Source organism: Micromonospora olivasterospora (assembly GCF_007830265.1).
Lineage (GTDB): Bacteria > Actinomycetota > Actinomycetes > Mycobacteriales > Micromonosporaceae > Micromonospora > Micromonospora olivasterospora.
Genome location: NZ_VLKE01000001.1, coordinates 3,432,001 through 3,454,355 on the forward strand (window position 1 = coordinate 3,432,001; position 22,355 = coordinate 3,454,355).

23 protein-coding genes and 1 pseudogene are annotated in these 22,355 nt (G+C 74.1%); 16 read left to right on the forward strand and 8 right to left on the reverse strand.

The window, feature by feature from the left end; translation table 11 throughout:
- Nucleotides 1-223 precede the first annotated feature (223 nt).
- On the forward strand, nucleotides 224-601 hold the full coding sequence (ndhC, locus tag JD77_RS15605; protein ID WP_145775050.1) for an NADH-quinone oxidoreductase subunit A: 378 nt from the start codon (nucleotides 224-226) through the stop codon (nucleotides 599-601).
- 53 nt (nucleotides 602-654) lie between these two features.
- Here the strand turns inward: ndhC and folP are convergent, their stop codons facing one another.
- Nucleotides 655-1,524 carry a dihydropteroate synthase gene (gene folP / locus JD77_RS15610; protein WP_145777604.1) on the reverse strand — a complete coding sequence of 290 codons (870 nt, stop codon included), beginning with the start codon at nucleotides 1,522-1,524 and terminating at the stop codon, nucleotides 655-657.
- Nucleotides 1,525-1,713: 189 nt separating this feature from the next.
- On the opposite strand from folP, the pseudogene JD77_RS33635 reads away from it, so the two are divergent.
- The 5 genes and pseudogenes from JD77_RS33635 to JD77_RS15635 all read left to right on the forward strand — a co-directional run.
- A pseudogene (locus JD77_RS33635) lies at nucleotides 1,714-2,076 on the forward strand (DivIVA domain-containing protein); the annotation flags it as partial.
- A gap of 434 nt (nucleotides 2,077-2,510) precedes the next feature.
- Complete coding sequence (locus tag JD77_RS15620) at nucleotides 2,511-3,008, forward strand: SRPBCC family protein (RefSeq protein WP_145775052.1); 498 nt, start codon at nucleotides 2,511-2,513, stop codon at nucleotides 3,006-3,008.
- Between the two features lie 121 nt (nucleotides 3,009-3,129).
- On the forward strand, nucleotides 3,130-3,711 hold the full coding sequence (locus tag JD77_RS15625) for a DNA-3-methyladenine glycosylase I (RefSeq protein ID WP_145775053.1): 582 nt from the start codon (nucleotides 3,130-3,132) through the stop codon (nucleotides 3,709-3,711).
- A gap of 13 nt (nucleotides 3,712-3,724) precedes the next feature.
- A complete protein-coding gene (locus JD77_RS15630) occupies nucleotides 3,725-4,375 on the forward strand; it encodes a hypothetical protein (protein WP_145775054.1) in 651 nt (216 codons plus the stop codon).
- A gap of 65 nt (nucleotides 4,376-4,440) precedes the next feature.
- Nucleotides 4,441-5,193: an SDR family NAD(P)-dependent oxidoreductase gene (locus JD77_RS15635; protein ID WP_145775055.1), complete on the forward strand. Its 753-nt coding sequence runs from the start codon at nucleotides 4,441-4,443 to the stop codon at nucleotides 5,191-5,193.
- A gap of 138 nt (nucleotides 5,194-5,331) precedes the next feature.
- On the opposite strand, the gene JD77_RS15640 is transcribed toward JD77_RS15635, so the two are convergent.
- The gene (locus JD77_RS15640) at nucleotides 5,332-6,123 is read right to left on the reverse strand and encodes an enoyl-CoA hydratase/isomerase family protein (RefSeq protein WP_145775056.1); all 792 of its coding nucleotides are present in this window, start codon (nucleotides 6,121-6,123) and stop codon (nucleotides 5,332-5,334) included.
- A 3-nt stretch (nucleotides 6,124-6,126) separates the two neighbouring features.
- Complete coding sequence (locus JD77_RS15645) at nucleotides 6,127-6,945, reverse strand: PaaX family transcriptional regulator (protein WP_145775057.1); 819 nt, start codon at nucleotides 6,943-6,945, stop codon at nucleotides 6,127-6,129.
- Between the two features lie 189 nt (nucleotides 6,946-7,134).
- Between JD77_RS15645 and JD77_RS15650 the strand changes: the two genes are divergently transcribed.
- The 3 genes from JD77_RS15650 (at nucleotide 7,135) to JD77_RS15660 (ending at nucleotide 10,575) form a co-directional block, all read left to right on the forward strand.
- Entirely contained in the window at nucleotides 7,135-7,302 is a 168-nt protein-coding gene (locus JD77_RS15650; protein ID WP_007455245.1) for a DUF3117 domain-containing protein, read from the forward strand.
- A 257-nt stretch (nucleotides 7,303-7,559) separates the two neighbouring features.
- On the forward strand, nucleotides 7,560-8,933 hold the full coding sequence (locus JD77_RS15655; protein WP_484213897.1) for a leucyl aminopeptidase family protein: 1,374 nt from the start codon (nucleotides 7,560-7,562) through the stop codon (nucleotides 8,931-8,933).
- A gap of 319 nt (nucleotides 8,934-9,252) precedes the next feature.
- Nucleotides 9,253-10,575, forward strand: a complete 1,323-nt coding sequence (locus JD77_RS15660) for an IS110 family RNA-guided transposase (protein ID WP_145773135.1) — start codon at nucleotides 9,253-9,255, stop codon at nucleotides 10,573-10,575.
- 109 nt (nucleotides 10,576-10,684) lie between these two features.
- On the opposite strand, the gene JD77_RS15665 is transcribed toward JD77_RS15660, so the two are convergent.
- On the reverse strand, nucleotides 10,685-11,293 hold the full coding sequence (locus tag JD77_RS15665; RefSeq protein ID WP_211372812.1) for an O-methyltransferase: 609 nt from the start codon (nucleotides 11,291-11,293) through the stop codon (nucleotides 10,685-10,687).
- A gap of 285 nt (nucleotides 11,294-11,578) precedes the next feature.
- On the opposite strand from JD77_RS15665, the gene JD77_RS15670 reads away from it, so the two are divergent.
- Both JD77_RS15670 and JD77_RS15675 read left to right on the forward strand, forming a co-directional pair.
- A complete protein-coding gene (locus tag JD77_RS15670) occupies nucleotides 11,579-12,907 on the forward strand; it encodes a S1C family serine protease (RefSeq protein WP_211372813.1) in 1,329 nt (442 codons plus the stop codon).
- Nucleotides 12,908-12,980: 73 nt separating this feature from the next.
- Nucleotides 12,981-13,430 (forward strand): twin-arginine translocase TatA/TatE family subunit, encoded by a 450-nt coding sequence (locus tag JD77_RS15675; RefSeq protein ID WP_145775061.1) that lies wholly within the window; start codon nucleotides 12,981-12,983, stop codon nucleotides 13,428-13,430.
- 85 nt (nucleotides 13,431-13,515) lie between these two features.
- Here JD77_RS15675 and JD77_RS15680 read toward each other — a convergent pair whose 3' ends face one another.
- From JD77_RS15680 to JD77_RS15690, 3 genes are all read right to left on the reverse strand, one after another.
- Nucleotides 13,516-14,664 carry an Mrp/NBP35 family ATP-binding protein gene (locus JD77_RS15680; RefSeq protein WP_145775062.1) on the reverse strand — a complete coding sequence of 383 codons (1,149 nt, stop codon included), beginning with the start codon at nucleotides 14,662-14,664 and terminating at the stop codon, nucleotides 13,516-13,518.
- Nucleotides 14,665-14,748: 84 nt separating this feature from the next.
- Nucleotides 14,749-15,366, reverse strand: coding sequence for a DUF1003 domain-containing protein (locus tag JD77_RS15685; protein WP_145775063.1), 618 nt, complete (start codon nucleotides 15,364-15,366; stop codon nucleotides 14,749-14,751).
- Complete coding sequence (locus JD77_RS15690; RefSeq protein WP_145775064.1) at nucleotides 15,359-16,645, reverse strand: magnesium transporter MgtE N-terminal domain-containing protein; 1,287 nt, start codon at nucleotides 16,643-16,645, stop codon at nucleotides 15,359-15,361. The genes JD77_RS15685 and JD77_RS15690 overlap by 8 nt, the downstream gene beginning before the upstream one ends.
- Before the next feature lie 33 nt (nucleotides 16,646-16,678).
- On the opposite strand from JD77_RS15690, the gene JD77_RS15695 reads away from it, so the two are divergent.
- Nucleotides 16,679-17,548, forward strand: a complete 870-nt coding sequence (locus JD77_RS15695) for a PhzF family phenazine biosynthesis protein (RefSeq protein WP_145775065.1) — start codon at nucleotides 16,679-16,681, stop codon at nucleotides 17,546-17,548.
- A 79-nt stretch (nucleotides 17,549-17,627) separates the two neighbouring features.
- Complete coding sequence (locus JD77_RS15700; RefSeq protein WP_145777605.1) at nucleotides 17,628-18,161, forward strand: hypothetical protein; 534 nt, start codon at nucleotides 17,628-17,630, stop codon at nucleotides 18,159-18,161.
- A 73-nt stretch (nucleotides 18,162-18,234) separates the two neighbouring features.
- Here the strand turns inward: JD77_RS15700 and JD77_RS15705 are convergent, their stop codons facing one another.
- On the reverse strand, nucleotides 18,235-18,942 hold the full coding sequence (locus tag JD77_RS15705) for an HAD family hydrolase (protein WP_145775066.1): 708 nt from the start codon (nucleotides 18,940-18,942) through the stop codon (nucleotides 18,235-18,237).
- Nucleotides 18,943-19,046: 104 nt separating this feature from the next.
- Here JD77_RS15705 and JD77_RS15710 point away from each other — a divergent pair, with 104 nt between their 5' ends.
- The 3 genes from JD77_RS15710 to JD77_RS33640 all read left to right on the forward strand — a co-directional run bounded on the left by JD77_RS15710 (nucleotide 19,047) and on the right by JD77_RS33640 (nucleotide 22,345).
- Nucleotides 19,047-20,015 (forward strand): DMT family transporter, encoded by a 969-nt coding sequence (locus JD77_RS15710; protein ID WP_145775067.1) that lies wholly within the window; start codon nucleotides 19,047-19,049, stop codon nucleotides 20,013-20,015.
- A gap of 120 nt (nucleotides 20,016-20,135) precedes the next feature.
- Complete coding sequence (locus JD77_RS15715; protein ID WP_246140687.1) at nucleotides 20,136-21,977, forward strand: APC family permease; 1,842 nt, start codon at nucleotides 20,136-20,138, stop codon at nucleotides 21,975-21,977.
- Complete coding sequence (locus JD77_RS33640) at nucleotides 21,941-22,345, forward strand: hypothetical protein (protein ID WP_246140688.1); 405 nt, start codon at nucleotides 21,941-21,943, stop codon at nucleotides 22,343-22,345. Before JD77_RS15715 ends, JD77_RS33640 begins: the two co-directional genes overlap by 37 nt.
- The last annotated feature ends 10 nt before the right edge of the window (nucleotides 22,346-22,355 follow it).

Genomic DNA, 22,355 nt, shown 5'->3' on the forward strand with positions numbered 1-22,355 from the left:
TGGCCAGCGCGCCGATCGCGAGGGACGCCGTGAGCAGCGACGCGACACGTCGGTCGGCCGGCCGCCGAACGGGCCGTACGTCCACGCGGGCCAGATGTCCTCCGTGACCAGGAGTGCGTTGATATTCGCCGCCAGGTGTTGCGTCGCGCCGGCTTCGCTCGCTGAAACAACGCCGGGACGTGGTCGCTGCGAGACCGGGTGTGCGGCCGGTAGGCTGCCCACCGTGACCGGTTACCTGGGCTCGTACGCGACGCTCGGGCTGTTGCTGCTTGCCGGTGCGCTCTTCTTCGTTGCAGCGTTTTCGGTCAATCGGGTGTTACAACCTGCCCGACCGGCTGATCCCCCTGGCAAGCGGGCCAGCTACGAGTGCGGTCTCGACCCGGTGGGCGGCGACTGGGCGCAGATGCAGATTCGCTACTACGTGTACGCGTATTTGTACGTACTGTTCGCGGTCGAGGCGGTGTTCCTCTTCCCCTGGGCGGTCGTCTTCGACCGGCCCGGGTTCGGGCTGGTGACGGTCGCCGAGATGGGCGTCTTCGTCGCGGTGCTGGCGCTCGGCATCCTCTACGCCTGGCGGAAGAACATCCTCCGCTGGGCCTGACCCGCTTCCCGCCCTGAGTCGCGGGCCGCGCCGGGCCAGGTCGCGCGGCGGCGTCAGGCCAGGCCGCGGCGGGTGCGGGCCGGCGGGCGGTCGCCCCGGATCGACGCCACCATGTCCAGCACGCGGCGGGTCGGCAGCACCTGGTGGGCGCGGAAGACCCGGGCGCCCAGCCACGCCGACACCGCCGTCGCCGCGAGGGTGCCCTCCAGCCGCTCCACGACCGGTAGGTCCAGCGTCTCGCCGACGAAATCCTTGTTCGACAGCGCGACGAGCAGGGGCCACCCCGTGCCGGTGAGCTCGTCGAGGCGGCGGGTGATCTCCAGCGAGTGCCGGGTGTTCTTGCCGAAGTCGTGCGCCGGGTCGATCAGGATGCCGTCCCGGCGTACCCCCAGGGCGACCGCGCGCTCGGCGAGGCCGGTCACCGTCGCGACGACGTCGGCCACCACGTCGTCGAAGGCCGCGCGGTGCGGGCGGGTGCGCGGCGCCAGCCCGCCGGCGTGCGAACAGACCAGCCCGGCGCCGGTCTCGGCGGCGACCCGGGCCAGCGCGGGGTCCGCGCCGGACCAGGTGTCGTTGAGCAGGTCGGCGCCGGCGGCGACCGCCTCCACCGCCACCTCGGCCCGCCAGGTGTCGATCGAGAGCACCACGTCCGGGAACGCGGCCCGGACCGCGGCGATGGTGTCGACGGTGCGGCGGATCTCCTCCGCCACGTCCACTTCGTCGCCGGGCCCGGCCTTGACGCCGCCGATGTCGATGATCTCCGCACCCTCGGCCACGGCCCGCTCCACCGCCCGGAGCGCGCTGTCCGCGGCGAAGGTGGCGCCCCGGTCGAAGAAGGAGTCGGGGGTGCGGTTGACGATGGCCATCACCACCAGCTCGCCGGGCGCGAACGTCCGATCTCCGAGCCGAAGCACCCCCGCCATGCCCGTCCCCGCCATGCCCGCCTCCGCATCTCCGCCGCCGTCGGCCGGGCGAAGCCCGGCCGCCCCCGACGCTAACCGGTCGGTACCGAACCGGGCCGCCCGGCACGTCCCGCACGGGCGCACACAGATCCGCGGGCGTACCGCCCGGCGGGTTCGCTCGCGGCCCGTCCGCGTGCCACGATCTCTTGCATGGGTCAGGTGCTGCTCCTGCTGGTCGTCGCACTCACGGTCGCGGCGGTGGTGTTCGGGGTGACGGTGCTGGTCACCGGCCGCGATCCCGGCCTCGCGCCGGCCGAGCCAGACGGCCGGGCCGTGCCCCTGCCCAGCAACCGCCCGCTGCGCGAGTCGGACATCGGTGACGTCCGTTTCGACACGGCGCTGCGCGGGTACCGGATGGCCCAGGTCGACCAGGCGCTGCGCCGGGCGGCCTACGACATCGGGTACAAGTCGGAGCTGATCGGCGTGCTGGAGGCAGAGGTCGCCGCGTTGCGCGAGGGGCGGATCGCGGACGCCGACACGCTGCGCCGCACCCGCGAGCAGGCGTCCGCTGCCGTCGCCGAGTCGGCCGTCGCCGAGGCCGTCGTCGCCGAGCGGGCCGTCGCCGAGCGGGCCGTCGCCGAGCCGGCCGTCGCCGAGCGGGCCGTCGTCGCGGAATCCGCTGCCGCGGCCGCGCCCGGCTCGGCGGGGGGCGACCGGCGGGACGACGTCGCCGGACCGGCCGGAGCGGTGGCCGGGCCCGCCGGGCTGACCGGGCCCGCCGGGTCCACCGAGTCCGCCGGGCTGGCCGGGCCTGCCGGGCTGGCCGAGTCCGCCGGGCTGGCCGAGTCCGCCGACTCTGCCGGGCCCGCCGGGTCCACCGAGTCTGCCGGGCCAGCCCCGGCACCGGCCGAGCCGGACGCGCCGGAGAGCCCCGCCGCCGGGTCGGGCGGCGGCGAGCCGGCCGACGCGGCGGGCGGGCGCGGGGCGGCGGTCCGGTCGGAGCCCGCGTGACGGGCCCGGCCGACGGCGACGGCCTGGGCGAGGCGGCCCAACCCGGGGCGGGCGAGGTCACCGCGACGGTGATCGTCAACGCGCCGGCCGACCGGGTCTTCGCCGCCCTGACCGCGTGGGAGCGGCAGTCCGACTGGATCCCGTTCACCACCGTCCGGGTGGTCGAGGGGGACGGCGGCGAGGGCAGCATCGTGGAGGCGGTCACCGTGATCGGTCCCGCCGTCCTGCGCGACGAGATGCGGGTGGTCCGGGTCGACGCGCCCTACGAGGTCGGCGTGGTGCACTGCGGCAAGCTGCTGCGCGGCCCGGGGGTGCTGCGCTGCACCCCGATCGAGGGCGACCGCACCCAGGTGGTCTGGCACGAGTGGTTCCACCTGCCGGGCGGCACGGCCGGGCGGGTCGCCTGGCCAATGCTGTGGCCCGGTTCCAAGATCAGCCTGAACCAGGCACTCCGGAAGTTCGGCCGGCTGGTCGAGCAGGGCCGGCTGCCCTGACGGGCGGCGCCGTCCGGGAGCACCCCGCATCCGGCGACATGGGGGTGTCCCGACGGGCCGGACACCGCCACATCACCGCCACGGCCGCGCGCTGTCGGCGCGCCGGTCTAGCGTGTACGCCGTGACTGACCTGGTGATCGGCGCCGACGGGCTGCCCCGCTGCGCCTGGGGGGCGAGCACCCCCGACTACGCCGTCTACCATGACCGCGAGTGGGGCCGGCCGCTGCACGGCGACGACGCGCTCTACGAGCGGATGACCCTGGAGGCGTTCCAGTCGGGGTTGTCCTGGCTGACCATCCTCCGCAAGCGCCCGGCCTTCCGGCTGGCCTTCGACGAGTTCCGGATCGAGAAGGTGGCCGGCTATGGCGAGGCCGACGTGACCCGGCTGCTCGCCGACGCCGGGATCGTCCGCAACCGGTCCAAGATCGAGGCCGCGATAGCGAACGCCCGGGTCGCCCTGGACCTGCCCGAGGGGCTCTCCGCCCTGCTCTGGTCGTACGCGCCGCCGCCCCGGGCCGCCCGGCCGGAGTCGTTCGCCCAGGTGCCGGCGCTGAGCCCGGAGTCCACCGCGCTGGCGAAGGCACTGAAGAAGCGCGGCTTCCGGTTCGTGGGCCCCACCACCGCGTACGCGCTGATGCAGGCCACGGGAATGGTCGACGACCACCTCGCCGGTTGCCACGTCGCCACTGCCGGGCAGGCGTGATGGGATTGGGTGCATGACCGACACCGACCACCGCGTGAGCGGCGCGATCCACGCCCGGGGCGACAGCGGGCGGGACGATGCCTGGGCCGTGCTCCTCCCGCCGGGCCGGTACGACGCCGAGCGGCTCGTCCACCACGACACGCTGGAGCTGACCGGGCTGGAGCCCCCCATCGGGGCCGCGGTGGCGGGTCCCCGCCCCGGCGACCGGGTGGCGGTGCTGGTCGAGGAGCCGCTGCGGCTGGTGGCCCTCGGCCGGGTCGCCCGGCCCACCGCCGAGCGCCGGGAGGACCCGGACGACCCGCAGTCCGACCCGGCCCCCGGGGCGCTGGTGGTGACGTACATCCGGCGGGCCTTCGACGATCCGGTGCCGGCCGAGGGGCTGGCGCTCCAAGGGCCGGTCTCGGCGTTGCCCGCCGACGCGTACGGGGAGTTGGCCGAGCGGCTGGGCCCGCCGCCGGAGCGCCGGTCCTGGCTGGTCAGCGTCGACATTCCGGTCGAGGCGGCCACCCGGGCCGAGGCCGTCCGGCTGTTCTGGTCGTACGTGCGGGACCTCGGCCCCCGCGAGTTGCCCGCGTTCGTCTGGCCGGCCGGCGACGAGCTGGCCATGCAGGCGTACGTGCTGGGCGCGGAGGCCAACCAGGACCCGGAGGAGGAGGACGACTAGGCCGGGCCGGGCCGGGTAACGGGCCCTGTCGGGTCGGCCGGTGCCGGCCCAGCGAGGGAGGGCCGATGCGGTTTCAGGACAGGGTCGTTCTCGTCACCGGCGGCGCCTCCGGGCTCGGCGAGGCCACCGTTCGGCGGTTCGCCGCCGAGGGGGCCCGGGTGGTGATCGCCGACACCGACGCGGAGGGGGCGCAGCGTGTGGCCGGCGGCCTGCCGGACGCCCACGCGGTCACCGTCGACACCGGCGACGCCGGGTCGGTCGAGCGGGGCGTAGCGGAGACCGTCGAGCGCTACGGCCGGCTCGACGTGATCTTCAACAACGCCGGGATCGACGGCAGGCAGCAGCCACTGCACGAGATGGACCTGGCGAACTGGGACCAGGTCCGCCGGGTCAACGGCGACGGCGTCTTCTTCGTTCTCAAGTACGGCATCGCGGCGATGCTGCGCACCGGCGGGGGAGTCATCGTCAACACGTCGTCCACGACCGCGCTGGCCGCCCAGGAGAACATCTCGCCGTACACCTTCACGAAGGCCGGCATCGTGGGCCTGACCCGGTCCGCCGCCGTCGAGTACGCGGCCCGCGGCATCCGGGTCAACGCGGTGGCCCCGACCGTGGTGATGACCCCGCTGGTGCAGCACTTCATCGACAGCGCCCCGGATCCGGCGCAGATGCGGCGGCAGATGGAGTCGTTCAATCCTAAACCGGGCATCCCCACCCCGGACGACGTGGCCGGGGTGGTGCTCTTCCTCGCCTCCGACGACGCGGCCTGGATCACCGGCCACACCATCCCGATCGACGGCGGCTACGTGGCCCGCTGACGCCCGCGCGCCGCACTCCCCGAAGGCGCACTTTCGGCGGAAAGAGGGGTTATTCTGCGCCGGATAGCCACCTTTCCGTGGATCTGCACCCATCGTCCCGGGCGTCTGCACCCATCGTCGTGGGTCGAGCGGGAACGGTCAGTGGCCGGCGAAGGTGGGCTTCTGCTTGTTGACGAAGGCCATCGTGGCCTCGCGGTGGTCCGTCGTGGCGCCGCAGATGGCCTGCGCCTGTGCCTCCGCGGCCAGCGCGTCGGCGAGGGTGCCCGCGTCGGCGATGGAGAGCTGCCGCTTGATCGCCCCGTACGCGACGGTCGGCCCGGCGGCGAGCCGGGCGGCCAGTTCCTGTGCCGCCGGCAGCACCTGCTCGTCGTCGTCGACCAGCCTGGTCAGCAGGCCCAGCCGGTTGGCCTCCTCGGCGCGCACCGGCTCGGCGAGCATCAGCAGCTCGACGGCCTTGGCGTGGCCGACCAGCCGGGGCAGCGTCCAGGAGGCGCCCGTGTCGGCGGCGAGCCCCACCCCGGCGAAGGCCATCAGGAAGCGCGTGCCCGGCCCGCCGATGCGGAAGTCGGCGAGGAAGGCCAGCGACGCCCCGGCCCCGGCGGCCATGCCCCGGACCGCGGCGACCACCGGCTTGGGCAGGTTGGCCAGCCGGGCGGCGATCGGGTTGTAGTGGGCCGGGACGGTGCCGAGCGGGTCCGCCACCCCCGACTCGAGGGTCCGCACGTGCTCGCGCAGGTCCTGGCCGGCGCTGAACGACCCGCCCGCGCCGGCGAGGACCACCGCCCGGCAGGCCCGGTCGGCCTCCAGCTCGGCCAGGGTGTCCCGCAGCGCCTCCTTCAGCGCCACGTCGAGCGAGTTCATCGCCGACGGGCGGTTCAGCGTCAGGGTGACGACGGCATCGGTGCGGTCGACCAGCAGCGGCTCGGTCACTTTCTAACGACCCTTCTGTCGGGCGATGCGGTTGGTGGCGTCGAGGCACTGTTCGACGTACCGATCGGCGGCCGGCCGCAGCCGGGCCGCGTGCCGGTCGAAGAAGCTGGCCGCGGCGGTGCCGGGCCAGCGGTCGGGCAGCAGCGCCGGAGGCAGCTGCGGGTCCCGGAAGAGGAACGTACGCCACGCGTGCACCAGCCGGAACCGCGCCGCGTAGGCCTCCTCGTCACCGCTGCGGGCGGTCACCCCGGCCAGCAGGGGACGCTGCTCGGCGACGAACCGCTCGTAGGCGCGCCCGATCTCGGCGAGGTCCCAGGCCCGGCGGACCACCCCCATCGCCCCGGGCGTGCCCGCGGCGTGGGCGGCGGTGAACCGCTCGTACCGCACGCCCGCCTCTTCCAGCAGCACGTCCACGTCCTCGGCGGGACGCGTGCCCACCCAGGTCTGCTCGTCGAGTGCGCCGTAGCCGAGGAAGCTCAGACTGGCGGCGAGCCGCTGGCGGTCCCGCCGGGGGGTGGGGGTCACCAGGATGAGCAGGTCGAACCGCCCGTCCCAGCTGACCCGGCCGGTACGGTAGATCCGGGCGGCCGCCTCGTCGAGCCGCCGCGCCGCCTTCGCCGTGATCGAGTATCCCGGCCCGGTGGACATCCGGAGTGGCTCCAGCCAGCCCTGGCGGACCATGCGGCTGACCGCGGTCCGTACCGCCGGGGGTGCGATCCCGAGCGGCGCGAGTAGCTTGACCAGGGCGGCGACCGGCGCGCGGCCACCTCGTGGCCGGAGGTGGTCACCGTACAGGTCGAAGAGTGCCGACCGTGCCTGCATGACCGCACATTGTGACAGGCCTTCTCAAGATATGCTAGATGCTGTTACATCAATACTGCCTCGGTTTGGGTCCGGCGGTGTTCATCAGGGAAAATCGTTGGTCGGCGCCCCCACACACGTTGCGGCGGGTGTTGCGAGAAGGCTGTGGGGCAACCCACCGACCCTGGTGTAGGTCTGAGGGGAGACAACATGGCGGCGATGAAGCCGCGGACGGGCGACGGTCCGCTGGAAGTCACCAAGGAGGGCCGGGGCATCGTCATGCGGGTCCCGCTGGAGGGTGGTGGCCGGCTCGTCGTCGAGATGACTCCCGACGAGGCCAACGCGCTCGGTGACGCGCTGAAGGCAGCCGCCGGCTGACCGAGCAGCGGTCCGGGCGGCGTTCGTCGAGCGGACGGTCCATACATCCCTGAGCCACCGGCCCGGCCGGTGGCTCAGGGTCTTTACCCCGCGGTGGGCGGCCGGCTCGGCAGGCCAACCCCCGCATTTCCGACTTTCTGGAGGTACGGTCCAGCGTGCTGGCCATCCGTCTGGTGAGCGGGCCCGAGCGGCTCGACGCCCTGGTCCTGCCCATCCGATCCGCCGGGACCGCCGAGGACGGGGGCGCTCAGGCGGCGCTGCCGTCCGGCCTGCCGGCCCTCGCCGACGACCTGCTCGCCGAGGCGACCGCACTGGTCCCCGCCGCCCGCGCCACCGGGCGGGCCGGCGAGGTGCACGTACACCTGCGTCCGGCGCGCAGCCCGGGCCGGCTGCTGCTGGTGGGCGTCGGCGACGCGGACGAGCGCGGCTGGCGGGCGGCTGGCGCGGCGCTGGCCCGATCGGCCTCGGATGAGACACATGTCACCATCGCGGTGCCGGGCGACGCCCCCGCCGCCTCGGTGCGCGGCCTCGTCGAGGGGCTGTTGCTGGCGTCGTACCGGTTCCGGCTGAGGGCGCACGACGAGGCCCCGGCGCTCGCCGGCGTGGACATCGTGGTGTCCGACCCCGCCGCGTACGGCGAGGTGGTCGAGGCGGCCGAGGTCACCGCCCGCATGACGCGCCTGGCCCGGGACCTGACCAACACCCCGTCGTCCGTGAAGAACCCGCAGTGGTTCGCCGAGCAGGTCGAGGCGGCCGTGGTCGGCCAGCCCGACCTGCACCTGCGGGTCCGGCAGCCGGACGAGCTGGTGGCCGAGGGCTTCGGCGGCATCCTCGCCGTCGGCGGCGGGTCGGCCAGCGGGCCGCGCCTCGTCGAGCTGGACTGGCGGTCGGCGGGGGCGCGTACCCACGTGGTCCTGGTCGGCAAGGGGATCACCTTCGACACCGGCGGCATCTCCATCAAGCCGGTGCCGGCGATGAAGCTGATGCGCAAGGACATGGCCGGCGCCGCCGCGGTGGTCGCCGCGACCCTGGGGGCGGCGGCGCTGCGGCTGCCGGTCCGGGTCACCGCCCTGGCGCCGCTGGCGGAGAACATGGTCAGCGGGTCGGCGTTCCGCCCCGGCGACGTCGTGCGGCACTACGGCGGCCTCACGAGCGAGACCACCAACTCGGACGCCGAGGGTCGGCTGGTGCTCGCGGACGCGCTCGCGTACGCCGTCGCCGAGCTCAAGCCCGACCTGCTGCTCGACCTGGCCACCCTCACCGGCGCGAACGCGATCGCGCTGGGCAGCCGCACGGGCGCGCTGTACAGCGAGAACGACGAGCTGGCCGCCGACGTGCTGGCCGCCATCGACGCGGCCGGCGAGGCGGCCTGGCGGATGCCGCTGCCGGCCGACTACGTCGAGTACCTCGGCAGCGACATCGCCGACCTGTACAGCGCCCCCGCGCAGGGCGCCGGCTCGGTGACGGCCGCGCTCTTCCTGCGCGAGTTCACCGGCGACCTGCGGCAGCGCTGGCTGCACGTCGACATGTCCGCGCCGTCCTGGGCGGAGCGCGACCACGGGGAGCTGACCAAGGGCGCCACGGGCTGGGGCGTCCGCGGCCTGCTCCGCTGGCTGGCAACCGTCCCCTGACGGGCCGTCCCGCTGCCACCGCCGATCTTGCACTTACGGCCCCTGGTTTGCGGCATCTGTGCGGTATGTCGGGGCCGAAACTGCAAGTCACCCGGTCTTTTCGGGACGCCTCGCAGGCGTGAAAATGGTGGACAGGTCGCCCGCCGACGCCGATCGATCTTGGTCTAGTTGAGGCCGTCTGCAAGTCTGGCGCCGGGGCCCGGACTCTTGTGGGTCACGCACTGTTGCTTCGAGCACGCCGGTCAGATTTTCGGTTCCCGACCGAGGCCCCCGGGCGACCTACCCACTGGTCGATCACGGTGAGGAGGGACGCGGGCGGATGCGCGGGTTACCCGAAGAGATCCCGGACGCTGACAGCGAGAAGGTCTGGGAGCGGGTGTGTGCGGTCGATGTGGCCAAGGAGTCGGGGATGGTGTGTACCCGGCTACCCGCCGCGGGTGGGCGGCGGGTGAGCCGGGTGTGGCAGGTGACGGCGACCACGAACGCGGTCAGTGACCTTGCCGCCGATCTGGTGGCGGCGGGGGTGGAGAGGGTCACCGTGGAAAGCACGTCGGACTACTGGCGGATCTGGTTCTACCTGTTCGAGGCAGCCGGGTTGGACGTGCAGTTGGTCAACGCCCGTGACGTCAAGAACGTGCCCGGGCGGCCGAAGACCGACAAGCTGGACGCGGTGTGGTTGGCCAAGCTCACCGAGAAGGGCCTGTTGCGGCCCTCGTTCGTGCCTGCGGCTCCGGTGCGGGTGTTGCGTGACTACACCCGGATGCGGGTGGATCTGGTCCGGGACCGGACCCGCTACTGGTCGAGGTTGGAGAAACTGCTTGAAGACGCCCTGATCAAGGTGTCGTCGGTGGCCTCCACCCTGCGGACGGTGTCGACGCGGGACATGGTTGAGGCGTTGATCGCCGGTCAACGTGATCCGGCGACCCTCGCCTCGCTGGCCCACGGAGCGCTGCGCCGCAAACGCAACGCCCTCATCGAGGCACTCACCGGCCGCTTCGACGACCATCACGGCGAGTTGGCCCGGATCCTGCTCGACCAGATCGACCGCCTCGACACCGAGATCGCGAAACTCACCACACGGATCGGGCAGATACTCGACGACATCGACCCACCGTCCCAGCCGGGCGGCGGCGACGGCGACACCCCGGCGCCAGACGCCCGGCGGCGCCTGGCCGAGATCCCGGGCATCAGCACCGAGTCCGCGCAACTGATCATCGCCGAGATCGGTCTGGACATGACACGGTTCCCCACCGCGGCGCACCTGGTGTCCTGGGCGAAGCTGTGTCCGCGCACCATCCAGTCCGGTACCAGCCTCACCGCGGGCAAGACAGGCAAAGGCAATCCGTACCTCAAAGGCGCCCTCGGTATGGCCGCAGCCACCGTCGCCCGCGGCAAGGGAACGTTCCTGTCCGAACGCTACCGGCGTCTGGTCACACGTCGAGGCAAAGGCAAGGCCAAGGTCGCCGTCGCCCGCTCCATCCTCGTGATCATCTGGCACCTGCTCAACGACCCAACCGCCCGTTACCACGATCTCGGCGCCGACTTCCACGAACGCCGTATCAACACCACCCGGAAGATCAACAGCCTGGTCCGGCAACTCGAAGCCCTCGGCCACACCGTCACCCTGCAACCGACAACCTGACCCCACACCCCCACCCCGCCCGGGCTGGCCATCAACACCGGGCCAGCCCACCGCGCCCAAAACCCGTCGTGGTACAGGTCATTTACCGGTCAGATCGCGGAGCGTCAGGTCAGCACTTGACCGCCGCGAGCAGGCCGTGGCCCAGGGGGAGCAGCGCCGGGATCCAGTGCTCGGACTCCCGGATCGCCTTGATCGCCTCCCGGACGGTCACGGTCTCCACGTCCCGGGCCGCCGGGTCGCCGATCCGACCCCCGGCGAGCGCTCCGTTGAGGGCGAGCACCCCGCCCGGGCGCAGCAGTCGCAGCGCCGCGTCCACGCAGGCGTTGAAGCCGGTCGACTCGGCGTCGACGAAGACCAGGTCGTACGCGCCGTCGGCCAGCCGGGGCAGGACGTCCAGCGCCCGGCCGGTGATGATCCTCGTACGCCCGGCGGGAAACCCGGCCTCCGTGAAGATCCGGCGGGCGATCCGCTGGTGCTCCACCTCGACGTCGATGGTGGTGAGGACGCCGTCCGGGCGCATGCCGCGCAGCAGCCAGACGCCGCTGACGCCGGTGCCGGTGCCGATCTCCACCACGGCCCGCGCGCTCCCGGCGGCGGCGAGCAGCCGCAGGGCGGCGCCCGCGCCCGGGGTCACCGCGTCGAGGCCCACCTCGCGGGCGAGGCTGCGGGCGGTCCGCAGCACGAGGTCCTCGGTGACGTACGACTCGGCGAACTGCAGCGCCTGCGTCGTCGGACTACCGGAACTGGCGGCCGTGGCGATGGGACACCTCCGTCAGGGGCGGGTTGGCGCTATGAGCCTAGAGGCGGGGCCGGACGCACGCAGCCGCGAGTCCGGTGCCCGACGATCTTCGGCGGAACGTGCCCGCCCGGGCGGTCCGCGGCCCGACGATCACGCGGACAAGCGGTGACTGCACTCGGTGCATTCGTGCAATCCTGGAGGCGGCATCCCCGTCGTCGGGACCGGCCACCCGGGCCGGGCGCGTGACGAGGGATCCGGGGACGACTGGGAGGCACCGACGTGACCGACGGCTGGGACTGGCGCCAGCCAGGGGGAAGCCCGACGCCACCGGGGTCCGGCGCGGCGCCGGCCGGACGGCCGACGGCGACGTCCCCGGGCACCCCGAGCGGATCGACCTCCCCCTGGTGGTCCGACGCGCTCGCCGATCCGTGGCGGGATCCGTACGCCCCGGCGGCGGTGGTAGTCCCGGGCCCCGTCGGCGCCGCCGAGCCCGAGCCGGTCACCGACCCGGACGCGCCGGGCCGGCCACGGCTGCGGCAGTTGCTGCTGATCCCGCTGGTCACCGCGCTGCTCGCCGGTGCGCTCGGCGGTGCCCTCGGGTACGCGTTCGCGGTGACCGGCGGCGTGGCCGGGCAGCCGCTGCTCGGCGCCGGCCAGCAGGACCCGCCCGCGCTCGCCCAGCGCAAGCCGGAGTCGCTCGCCGGGGTCGCCGAGAAGGTGCTGCCCAGCGTGGTGACGGTCCGGGTGGCGAGCCTGGGCGGAACGAGCGAGGGCTCCGGCTTCATCGTCAGCGCCGAGGGGCACGTCGTCACCAACGACCACGTCGTCGCCGGCGGCACCGGCAAGGCGACGGTGGTGTTCAACGACGGCAGCACCGCCCCGGCCAGCGTGGTGGGGCAGGATCCGGAGTCCGACATCGCGGTGATCAAGGTGGCCCGGAACGGCCTGCGGCCGGTGGAGTTCGGCGACTCCGAGGCGCTGGCGGTTGGGGACCCGGTGCTGGCCATCGGCTCGCCGCTGTCGCTGACCAACACGGTGACCGCCGGCATCGTGAGCGCCCTCGACCGGACGATGCAGGCGGGCGAGCCGGGCGGGCCCACCCGCTACTACGCCGCCATCCAGACCGACGCCGCGGTCAACCACGGCAACTCGGGCGGCCCGCTCGTCGACTCGGCCGGCCGGGTGATCGGGGTCAATTCGACGATCAAGTCGCTGGTGGCCGACGGGCAGGAGGCCGGCAACATCGGGCTCGCCTTCGCCATCCCGATCAACCAGGCCAAGCGGATCACCCAGGACATCATCGGCACGGGCAGGGCCCGCCGTACGGTGATCGGCGCGCAGGTGGGCGGCACCGGCTCGACGGCCGGCGGCGGCGTACGCCTCGCGGCGGTGGAGCCGTCGGGGCCGGCGGCCGGGGCCGGGCTGAAGGCGGGGGACGTGATCCTGCGGCTCAACGGCCGCCCGATGACCGACCCCACCGACCTGATCGCCCTGGTGCGCAAGTTCGCCCCGGGCTCGGTGGTGACCGTGGAGTATCGGCGCGGTTCCAGCCGGCTGAACGCGTCGGTGACCCTTGCCGCAGACGCCAAGTAGGGAGGCCGCCACCCTCCCCGCCCGGCTCCGACGTGCGTAGTCTTTGGCCTGACGGCGACGAGGAGGCTCAGCGGTGTTCGACAACCTGAACTGGTGGGAGATCGGCGCGCTGCTGCTCCTGGCGCTGCTGATCTTCGGCGACAAGCTGCCCAAGGTCATCGGCGACGGGCTGCGGATGGTGAGCAACCTGCGCAACATGGCCCGCAACGCCACCAGCGACCTGAGCCGCGAGCTGGGCACCGACATCCAGCTGGAGGATCTGCACCCGAAGGCGTTCATCCGCAAGCACCTGCTCAGCGAGGAGGACGAGCAGGCGATCCGGAAGCCGCTCCAGGGGGTCTACGACAACCTGAAGGCCGACGTCAGCGGCGTGCACAACGATCTGAAGGACGTGGCCCGGGCGGCGGACATCCGCAGGTCGAGCGGCGGCTCGACGACGACCTCCGGCGGCGCACCGGCGCCCGCCCCCAGGACGGCCAGCTCGCCCGCCCCCAGGACGGCCAGCTACGACGACGTCACCTGAGCCTGTCGCAGAGACGCCGACGGGGGAGTCCACTCCGGCTCCGAAGCGGACGCCCCTGTTTCGTACGCGCGGATCTGCGGTGCGGTCAGCGGCCGGCCGGCTTGAGGCCGAGCGGCTTGCCGAGCAGCGACTCGCGGCGCACCGCCAGCCGGTCGGCGACCTCGCCCAGGGCCTTCGCGGCCGGCGACTCCGGCTCGGCGAGCACGATCGGGTTGCCGGCGTCGCCGGCCTCACGGACCCGGGTGTCCAGCGGGACCTGGCCGAGCAGCGGCACCTGGGCGCCGATGGTCCGGGTCAGCGACTCGGCGACCGCCTGGCCGCCGCCGGAGCCGAAGATCTCCATCCGGGAGCCGTCGGGCAGCTCCAGCCAGGACATGTTCTCGATGACGCCGACCACCCGCTGGTGGGTCTGGAGCGCGATCGCGCCGGCCCGCTCGGCCACCTCCGCGGCGGCCGCCTGGGGCGTGGTGACCACCAGGATCTCGGAGTTCGGCAGCAGCTGGGCCAGCGAGATGGCCACGTCGCCGGTGCCCGGGGGCAGGTCGAGCAGGAGCACGTCCAGGTCGCCCCAGTAGACATCGGCGAGGAACTGCTGCAACGCCCGGTGCAGCATCGGGCCGCGCCAGACCACCGCCGCGTTGCCGGCGGTGAACATGCCGATCGAGATGACCTTCACGCCGTGCGACTGCGGCGGCATGATCATGTCCTCGACGCGGGTGGGGAGGCCGTCCGCGCCGAGCATCCGGGGCACGGAGTGGCCGTAGATGTCCGCGTCGACCACGCCGACGGAGAGCCCCCGGGCGGCCAGCGCGGCGGCCAGGTTGACCGTGACGCTGGACTTGCCGACGCCGCCCTTGCCGCTGGCCACCGCGTACACCCGGGTGCGGGAGCCGGGCTGGGCGAACGGGATGACGGGCTCCTCGGTAGCGCCGCCGCCGCGCAGCTTCGACTGGAGCGCCTGGCGCTGCTCCGGGCTCATCACCCCGAACTCGATCTCGACCCCGGTCACCCCGGGCACCGCGCCGACGGCGGCGGTGATGTCCGTACGCAGCTTCTCCTTCAGCGGGCAGCCGGCGACGGTGAGCAGCAGCTCCACCCGGACCACACCGTCGTCGCCGACCTGCGCGGAACGGACCATGCCGAGGTCGGTGATGGGCCGGCGGATCTCCGGGTCGTCGACGGTGGCCAGGGCGGCCTGGACGGCGTCCGCGACGGTGCTGACGGGTGCTGACATGCAGGCAATGCTACGTCGAAGGCGATCCGGGCCGGCCGCTGGCAGGGCCCGGTGTGAGCGAATCAATGGGGACCGGCCGGCGGCTCAGCGCTCCCGGACCGGCCCCTCCGCGCGGCCGTCGCGGGGCAGGTCGCCGTCCAGCTCGTCGCGCGGCTCGTCCAGCGGCTGCCCGCCGCGCCCCGGCGTCCGGTCGGGCTGCCGGCGCTCCAGCCGCTGCCGCCGCTGGTTCGCCTCGTCCAGCTCCTCGGCCAGCCGGGCCAGCTCAGAGCGGACGAAGTCCCGCGTGGCCACCTCGCCCATCGCGATCCGCAGCGCCGCGATCTCCCGGGCCAGGTACTCGGTGTCGGCCTTCTGCATGGTCGCCCGGCGCCGGTCCTCCTCCAGTGCCACACGGTCCCGGTCCGCCTGCCGGTTCTGCGCGAGCAGGATCAGCGGGGCCGCGTACGACGCCTGCAGCGACAGCACCAGGGTCAGGAACGTGAACGTGTACGGGTCGAACCGCCAGCTCGCCGGGGCCAGGGTGTTCCAGGCGAACCAGATCGCGATCACCAGCGTCATGTAGACGATGAACATGGCCGTGCCCATGTTCCGGGCGATCCCCTCGGACCAGCGACCGAACGCCTCCTGGTCGATCCGGGGCAGCCTCAGCCCCCGGGGCTCCCGCGGCTGGTCCAGCCGTCCGGCCCGGCGCGGCTCACTCATTCGCGCCGTCCAGCACCTCGTCGACGGCGACGGGGGCGGTCGCGGTGTCCCGCTCCCGCCAGTCCGGCGGCAGCGAGTGGTCGAGTACGTCGTCCACCGTCACCGCGCCGACCAGCCGGTTGCTCCGGTCCACCACCGGCATGGCGACCAGGTCGTACGTGGCCATCCGGCGGGTGATCTCCGGCAGCGGGGTGGTCGGGCGCAGCGGGTCGATGTCGTTGACCACCACCCCGCCGAGCAGATCCGCCGGGGGCTCGCGGAGCAGCCGCTGGAAATGCACCATGCCCAGGTACCGGCCGGTCGGGGTGGTCATCGGCGCGCGGGTCACGAAGACCTGCGCGGCCACCGCCGGGGAGAGCTGCTCCTCGCGGATCCGCGCGAGCGCCTCGGCCACCGTGGCGTCCGGGGGCAGGATCACCGGCTCGGAGGTCATCACGCTGCCGGCCGTGCCCGAGCTGTACTTCAGCAACTGCCGCACCGGGTCGGCCTCGTCCGGCTCCATCAGGTCGAGCAGCACGTCCTGCTCCGGCGGGGGCAGCTCGTTGAGCAGGTCGGCCGCGTCGTCCGGGTCCATCTCCTCCAGTACGTCGGCGGCGCGTTCCCGGTCCAGCGCGGCGAGGATCTCCACCTGGTCGTGCTCGGGCAGCTCGCTGAGCACGTCGGCCAGCCGCTCGTCGTCCAGCGCCGCCGCGACCTCGTTGCGCCGGGCGTCCGGCAGGTCCTGCAGGGCGTTCGCCAGGTCCGCCGGCCGCATGTCCTCCAGTACGGCGAGCAGGTTGGCCGTACCCCGATCCTCGCTGATGCCGCTCAGGCCGCGTGCCCGGTCCCACGCCACCTGGTGCAGGTGCCCCCGCCGGGTGAGCCGGCCGGTCTGCTCGCGGACGGCGACCCGCGTCAGCGACCACTCGCCGCCCCGGCTGCACTCCATCGCCACGTCGACCACCGTGCCCGGCTGGCCGCCCGGCTCCAGCTGCACCCGCCGGTCCAGCAGTTCCTGGAGCACCAGCACCTCGTTCGGGCGCTTCTCGAACCGCCGCAGGTTCAGCGTGCCGCTGCCGAGCACCACCGCGCCCGCGTCGATCGAGGTGATCCGGTTGATGGACAGGAAGATCCGCCGCCGCATCGGCATCTCCGCGACGAGGCCCACCACCTCCGGCGGCCCCGGGGTCGCCCGGAGCCGGGCCACCGCGTCCCGCACCCGCCCCACCTGGTCGCCGTTCGGGTCGAAGACGGCGACTCCGGCGAGTCTGGCGATGTAGACCCGGTTCGGCGTGCTCACGGCCACCAGCCTAAGCGCCTACTGTTTATCAACATGTCGACCTTGGCCTACGAGATCGTGGACGTTTTCACCGACCGCCCCTTCGCCGGCAACCCGCTGGCGGTGGTGTTCGGCGGCGATGGGCTGGCCACCGAACAGATGCAGGCGCTCGCGCTGGAGTTCAACCTGTCCGAGACGGTGTTCGTGCTGCCGCCCACGCAGGTCGGGGCCACCTACCGCGCGCGGATCTTCACCCCGGCCGAGGAGTTGCCGTTCGCCGGCCATCCCAGCGTCGGCGCGGCGGTGACCGCGTGCCGGCGCGGCATGTTCGACGTGGGACAGGTCAGCCAGGAGTGCGGTGCGGGGGTGCTGCCGATCGAGGTGACCGCCACGGGCGCCACGCTGACCGGTGGCATTCCCACCCTCGGCCCCGAGTTGGACCCGGAGCCGCTGCTGGAGATGGCCGGCCTCGCCGCCGAGGACCACGCCGGCCCGGCCCCGCGGGTGGCCGGCTGCGGCCTGGAGTTCCCGTACCTGCCGGTGCGCCCGGACGCGGTGGCCCGCGCCCGGGTGGACGCGGTGGCGGCGGAGCGGTACGGCGTCGAGCACATCAGCGTCTTCTCCTGGGACCCGGCCGCGCAAACCGCGCACGCCCGGGTGTTCGTGCCCGGCCTCGGCGTGCCGGAGGACCCGGCCACCGGGTCGGCCGCCCTCGGGCTCGGCGTGTGGCTGGTCGCCAGCGGCCTGCTCCCCGGCGCCGGCCGCGCCGACTACACCGTGCGGCAGGGCCTCGAAATCGGCCGTCCCTCCTTCCTGGCCTGCACCGTCACCGCCGCCGAGGGGGCCGCCGTCGGGGCCACGGTCAGCGGCGGCGTCATGCCGGTGGCCCGCGGCGAGATCGCCGTGCCGCCGTTCGTCGGCTGACGGACGGCAGGAGGCGCCCCTGTTGACGCGCTCGCCGGGGAGCGCCGTGGCGGCGGCCCGGTCGCGGGGGCCGGTCCGGATGCGAGATGATGCCGAGGTGACTGACGAGGTGCAGGAGCCGGTCACCACGCCCCTGGTCGACGAGGCCGTGAAGAAGGCCGCCGTCGCCTGGGTGGGCGTCGCCGGCGAGCCGGCGCGGGCGCTGTGGTGCGTACCGGCGGAGGGGTCGCTCCTGGTGGTCAGCGGCCCCGGCGAACAGGCCGCGCCCGGCCTGGCCGAGGCCACCGCGGCGGAGGTCACGCTGCGCGGCGACCACGCCGGCCGGATCGTCACCTGGCCGGCCCGGGTGACCCGGATCCAGCCGGGCACCGAGGAGTGGACGACGCTGGCCCCGGCGGTGGCCGTCAAGCGGCTGAACGCCCCCGGCGCCATCGCCGACCTGGTCGACCGCTGGGCCGCGAGCGGCTGCGCGCTCACCCGGCTGACCCCGGCCGGCGAGCCGGCGGCGGGCGACCGGCTGCCCGACGGCTCGCTCGCCGAGCCACCCCGGGACGCCCCGGTCGTCCGGGCCACCCGCAAGCCGTTCCGGCTGCACCGCGTCCGACCGCGCTGACGACGCCACCCGGAGCGGCAGCCACCGCCTGACGGATGCCGGCCGCGGTCGGCCCGCCGGCGCCGGCGCCCGGTCAGGGGCAGCCGGCGGGCACGGTGTCGTGGCCCACCACGTCGAGGACCTCGTCCAGCGAGTGCAGCACCGGCCCGTCCCAGGCCGGCTCGGCGTCGAAGACCATGTGCTCGGCGAGGTCCGGGGCGGCCAGCCGCACCGCGGTCATGCCGGCCCGCTCGGCGCCGGTCAGCTCCCGGCTGCCGCCGTCGCCGACGTACAGGCAGTCGGCCGGTGCCAGGCCGAGCCGCCCGCACGCCGCCAGGTAGAGCGCCGGGTCGGGCTTGCAGCGCCCGACCCGCACCGAGAAGACCCGGACGTCGAGCAGCGGGGCCACGGCCAGCTCCGGCAGGAACGCCGGCAACTCGTGGGTGCAGTCGCTGATCAGCCCCGTGCGTACGCCGCGGCGGCGCAGCCCCGCCAGGACAGGCACCGCCTCGTCGCGTAGCCGGGTGTCGGCCCGCACCGCCCGGTACCGGGAGGCCACCGCCGCGCGCAGCGTGCTCTCCGGCGGGTGTACGCCGGCCTGCTCGCACACCCATCGCATGGTCGCCTCGGCCGTGCCGAACCGCCCGCTGGCCCGCTCGTAGTAGCTGCGGTCCAGCACGGCGGCGAGCGCCTCGACGGGGCAGCCGAGCAGCTCGGCGGTGAGCCGGTGCGCGGTGCCGCGCTGCACGGGACGGGTGAGCGTGCCGAAGAAGTCGAACAGCACCGCGTGGAAGACGGGCATGCGGGAGCGCCTCCGGACGGGAGAGGGGGTCGCCGGGGAACGCCCATGATCGTAACGGAGTGCTGACGGTGTGTGCTGACCCGGTCGTGCCAGGATTCCGTCCCGTGGCCGTACCCGCACCCCACCGTTCATCCGACCCGCTGACCGTCGGCATCGTGGCCCTGGCCGTCGCCGCGGTCTCCTCGTCGGCGCCGCTGGTCGCCTTCGCCGCCGCGCCGGCCCTGGCGATCGCGTTCTGGCGGAACCTGCTCTCGGCCGCCGCGCTCGGCCCGTTCTCGCTGGCCCGGCGGCGGGCCGAGTTCCGGGCGCTGACTGTGGGCGCGGGCCGGCGCGAGGGCTGGTTGTGCGTGCTGTCCGGGGTGGCGCTGGCCGCCCACTTCGCCACCTGGATGCCGAGCACGAAGCTGACCTCGGTGGCCGCCTCGACCGCGCTGGTGGCCACCCAGCCGGTCTGGCAGGGGCTCATCGCCCGGGTGCAGGGGCGGCGGCTGCCGGCGGCGGTGTGGGCCGGCATCGGGGTGGCGGTCGGCGGGGCGGTGCTCGCCTCGGGGGCCGACTTCGCCGTCTCCGGACGGGCGTTCGCCGGCGACCTGCTCGCGGTGGCCGGTGGCGCCTTCGCCGCGGTCTACACCGCCCTCGGCGAGCGCGCCCGGACGACCGTCAGCACCACCACGTACACCACCGTCTGTTACGGGGTCTGCGCACTGGTCCTGCTGGTCGTCTGCCTGGCCGGCGGGGTGCCGCTGGCCGGGTACGACGCCGCCACCTGGCTGGCGATCCTGGGCCTGGTCGGCGGCGCCCAACTGCTCGGCCACTCGATGTTCAACCACCTGCTGCGGCGGATCCCCGCGACCACGGTCAGCGTGCTGGCCCTGCTGGAGGCACCCGGGGCGGCCCTGCTCGCCTGGGCGTGGCTCGGCCAGCTACCCCCGGCCGCCGCGCTGCCCGGGCTGGCGCTGCTCCTGGTCGGGGTCGCCGTCGTCGTGCTCGGCGCGGCCCGGGCCGCCCGGCTGCCCGCCCCCACCCCGCTGCCCGCCGACGCCGCTCCGCTGGACGATCGCCGGCCGAGCTGAGCCGGGGCGTGCACGTCCGGCGGCGGTGACCGGCGCGCACTTTCCGGCAAGAGTCGGCATTCCGCCGCCGGAGCGGGCGCTTTCGGTGAGAGTGCGAGGGGAGAGGGGTGGTGGTGACGGGTGGGCGAGAGGCGCGGCGAGGGGACCGTCGTCACGCCCTCCGCGGAGTTCCCGCCGCTGGGCGCGGAGGAACTCGACGCGCTGCGGCGCATCGGGGACCAGTGGCGGACGGCACCGGGGCGTCCGGGGCGCTCCCGCGAGCTGCCGGTCGACCCGACGCTCGGCCGGTACCGGCATCCGCCCACGCCCACCCGCTTCGGCCGGCTGGCGTCGATCGAGCTGTTCCGGGTGAGCGAGCCGGGGGAGGAACAGCCCGAGGGGAACGAGCCGGAGGAGCTGGTGGCCACCGAGCCGGCCAACCTGCCCGGGTCCCGCCTCGGCCGCGGCCTGGCCCGGGTCCGGCGGGTCGTGCTCGGCCCGCCGCTGCGCAGCTCCGCCGTGCTGTACGAGCGCATGCGGAAGCTGGTGGCCCTCCCGGTCCTCTCCTCCGACCTGCTCAGCTCGGTGGCGTACGGGCCGGAGGCGATGCTGACCGTGCTGGTGCTGGCCGGCAGTTCCGCGCTGGGCCTGTCGCTGCCGCTGGCGGCCCTGCTGGTGCTGCTCATGGTCGCGGTCGGCATCTCGTACCGGCAGACCATCCCGGCGTACCCGCACGGCGCCGGCTCGTACATCGTGGCCAGCGACAACCTGGGCTCCGTGGCGGGCCTGTCCGCCGCGGCCGGCCTGATGATGGACTACGTGCTGACCGTGGCGGTGTCGATCGCCGCGGGCGTCAACGCCGTCACCTCGGCGCTGCCGGGGCTCACCCGGTTCACCGTTCCGCTCGGCATCCTGGTCATCGCGGTGCTGCTCGCCGGCAACCTACGCGGCGTACGCACCGCCGGCAACATCTTCGCCTTCCCCACGTACGCCTTCATTGTCGCGCTGGTGGCGGTGCTCGGCGCCGGCTTCGCCCACGCGGCCGGGCGCGGGTTCGCGCCGCTGCCGCCGCCGCACGTGCCGGCCGCCGAGGGACTGGGCCTGCTGCTGGTGCTGCGGGCATTCTCCTCCGGGGCGGTGTCGATGACCGGCATCGAGGCGGTGTCCAACGCGGTGCCGGCGTTCCGGCCGACGGAGTGGCGCAACGCCCGCACCACGCTCAGCTTCATGGTCGGCATGCTGGTGTTCCTCTTCGCCGGCATCGTCGTCCTGATCCACCTGGAGGGCGTGGTGCCGGTGCCGGGGCAGACGGTGCTCTCCCAACTGGCCCGGCGCAGCCTCCCGACCGGGCCCTGGTACGCGCTGGTGCAGGCGGCCACCGCGCTGATCCTGCTGCTGGCGGCGAACACCGCGTACAACGACTTCCCACGCCTGCTGTTCTTCATGGCCCGGGCCGGGCACGCGCCCCGCCGGTTCCTACACCTGGGCGACCGGCTGGCGTTCAGCAACGGCCTGGTCGTGCTGTCGGTGACGGCGGCGGTCGTGTTCGTCGCCTTCGGCGGGCACACCGAGTCACTGATCCCGCTGTACGCGGTCGGGGTGTTCCTCGCCTTCACGCTGTCGCAGGCGGGGATGGTGGTGCACTGGCGCCGGCACCGGGGGGCGGGCTGGCGACGCCGGTTGACCAGCAACGCGCTCGGCGCGGCGCTGTCCGGGCTGGTGCTGCTGACCGCGGCGTTCGCCAAGTTCGCCGCGGGTGCCTGGGTGGTCGTCCTCGCCGTTCCGCTGCTGGTCCTGCTGTTCCACCGGGTGCGGGTGCACTACCGGAGGCTGAACCGGGCGCTCGCGCTGCGGCCGCCGGAAGGGACCGCCCCGCCGGCTATGGGCACTGCCGCCCCGGGTGACCGGGGGCCGGCCCCCCGGAGGGGGAGGAGGAGCCGCAACAGGTGCGGCACCTGGTGGTCGTGCCGATGGCCCGGCTGAACCGGGCCTCGCTGCGCGCCCTGGCGTACGCGGCGTCGCTCGGGCAGCCGACCCTGGCGGTGCACCTCGCCCCCGAGGAGCGGGAGGCGGACCGGTTCCGCGAGCAGTGGGAGGCGTGGGGGGACCACGTGCGGCTGGAGACGGTCGTCTCCCCGTACCGGGCGGTGATCGGGCCGCTGGCCCACTACCTGGAGGCGCTGCACGCGTGCCGGGCCGACCTCGTGCTCACCGTGATCGTGCCGGAGGTGGTGTTGCGCCACCGTTGGTACCGGCCGCTGCACAGCCAGGTCGAGCAGCGGTTGCGCCGGGCGCTGCGCCGCCTGCCGGGGGTGGTGGTGACCAGCGTCCCGGTGCACCTGCCCGAGTGAACACGGGACA

What these genes read in the sequence shown, in the direction of transcription:
- folP (WP_145777604.1), bottom strand. Translation starts at nt 1,524, where the DNA reads ATGGCGGGGGTGCTTCGGCTCGGAGATCGGACGTTCGCGCCCGGCGAG.
- JD77_RS15630 (WP_145775054.1), top strand. Translation starts at nt 3,725, where the DNA reads ATGACCGACACCGACCACCGCGTGAGCGGCGCGATCCACGCCCGGGGC.
- JD77_RS15635 (WP_145775055.1), top strand. Translation starts at nt 4,441, where the DNA reads ATGCGGTTTCAGGACAGGGTCGTTCTCGTCACCGGCGGCGCCTCCGGG.
- JD77_RS15645 (WP_145775057.1), bottom strand. Translation starts at nt 6,945, where the DNA reads ATGCAGGCACGGTCGGCACTCTTCGACCTGTACGGTGACCACCTCCGG.
- JD77_RS15650 (WP_007455245.1), top strand. Translation starts at nt 7,135, where the DNA reads ATGGCGGCGATGAAGCCGCGGACGGGCGACGGTCCGCTGGAAGTCACC.
- JD77_RS15660 (WP_145773135.1), top strand. Translation starts at nt 9,253, where the DNA reads ATGCGCGGGTTACCCGAAGAGATCCCGGACGCTGACAGCGAGAAGGTC.
- JD77_RS15680 (WP_145775062.1), bottom strand. Translation starts at nt 14,664, where the DNA reads ATGTCAGCACCCGTCAGCACCGTCGCGGACGCCGTCCAGGCCGCCCTG.
- JD77_RS15685 (WP_145775063.1), bottom strand. Translation starts at nt 15,366, where the DNA reads ATGAGTGAGCCGCGCCGGGCCGGACGGCTGGACCAGCCGCGGGAGCCC.
- JD77_RS15695 (WP_145775065.1), top strand. Translation starts at nt 16,679, where the DNA reads ATGTCGACCTTGGCCTACGAGATCGTGGACGTTTTCACCGACCGCCCC.
- JD77_RS15700 (WP_145777605.1), top strand. Translation starts at nt 17,628, where the DNA reads ATGCGAGATGATGCCGAGGTGACTGACGAGGTGCAGGAGCCGGTCACC.
- JD77_RS15705 (WP_145775066.1), bottom strand. Translation starts at nt 18,942, where the DNA reads ATGCCCGTCTTCCACGCGGTGCTGTTCGACTTCTTCGGCACGCTCACC.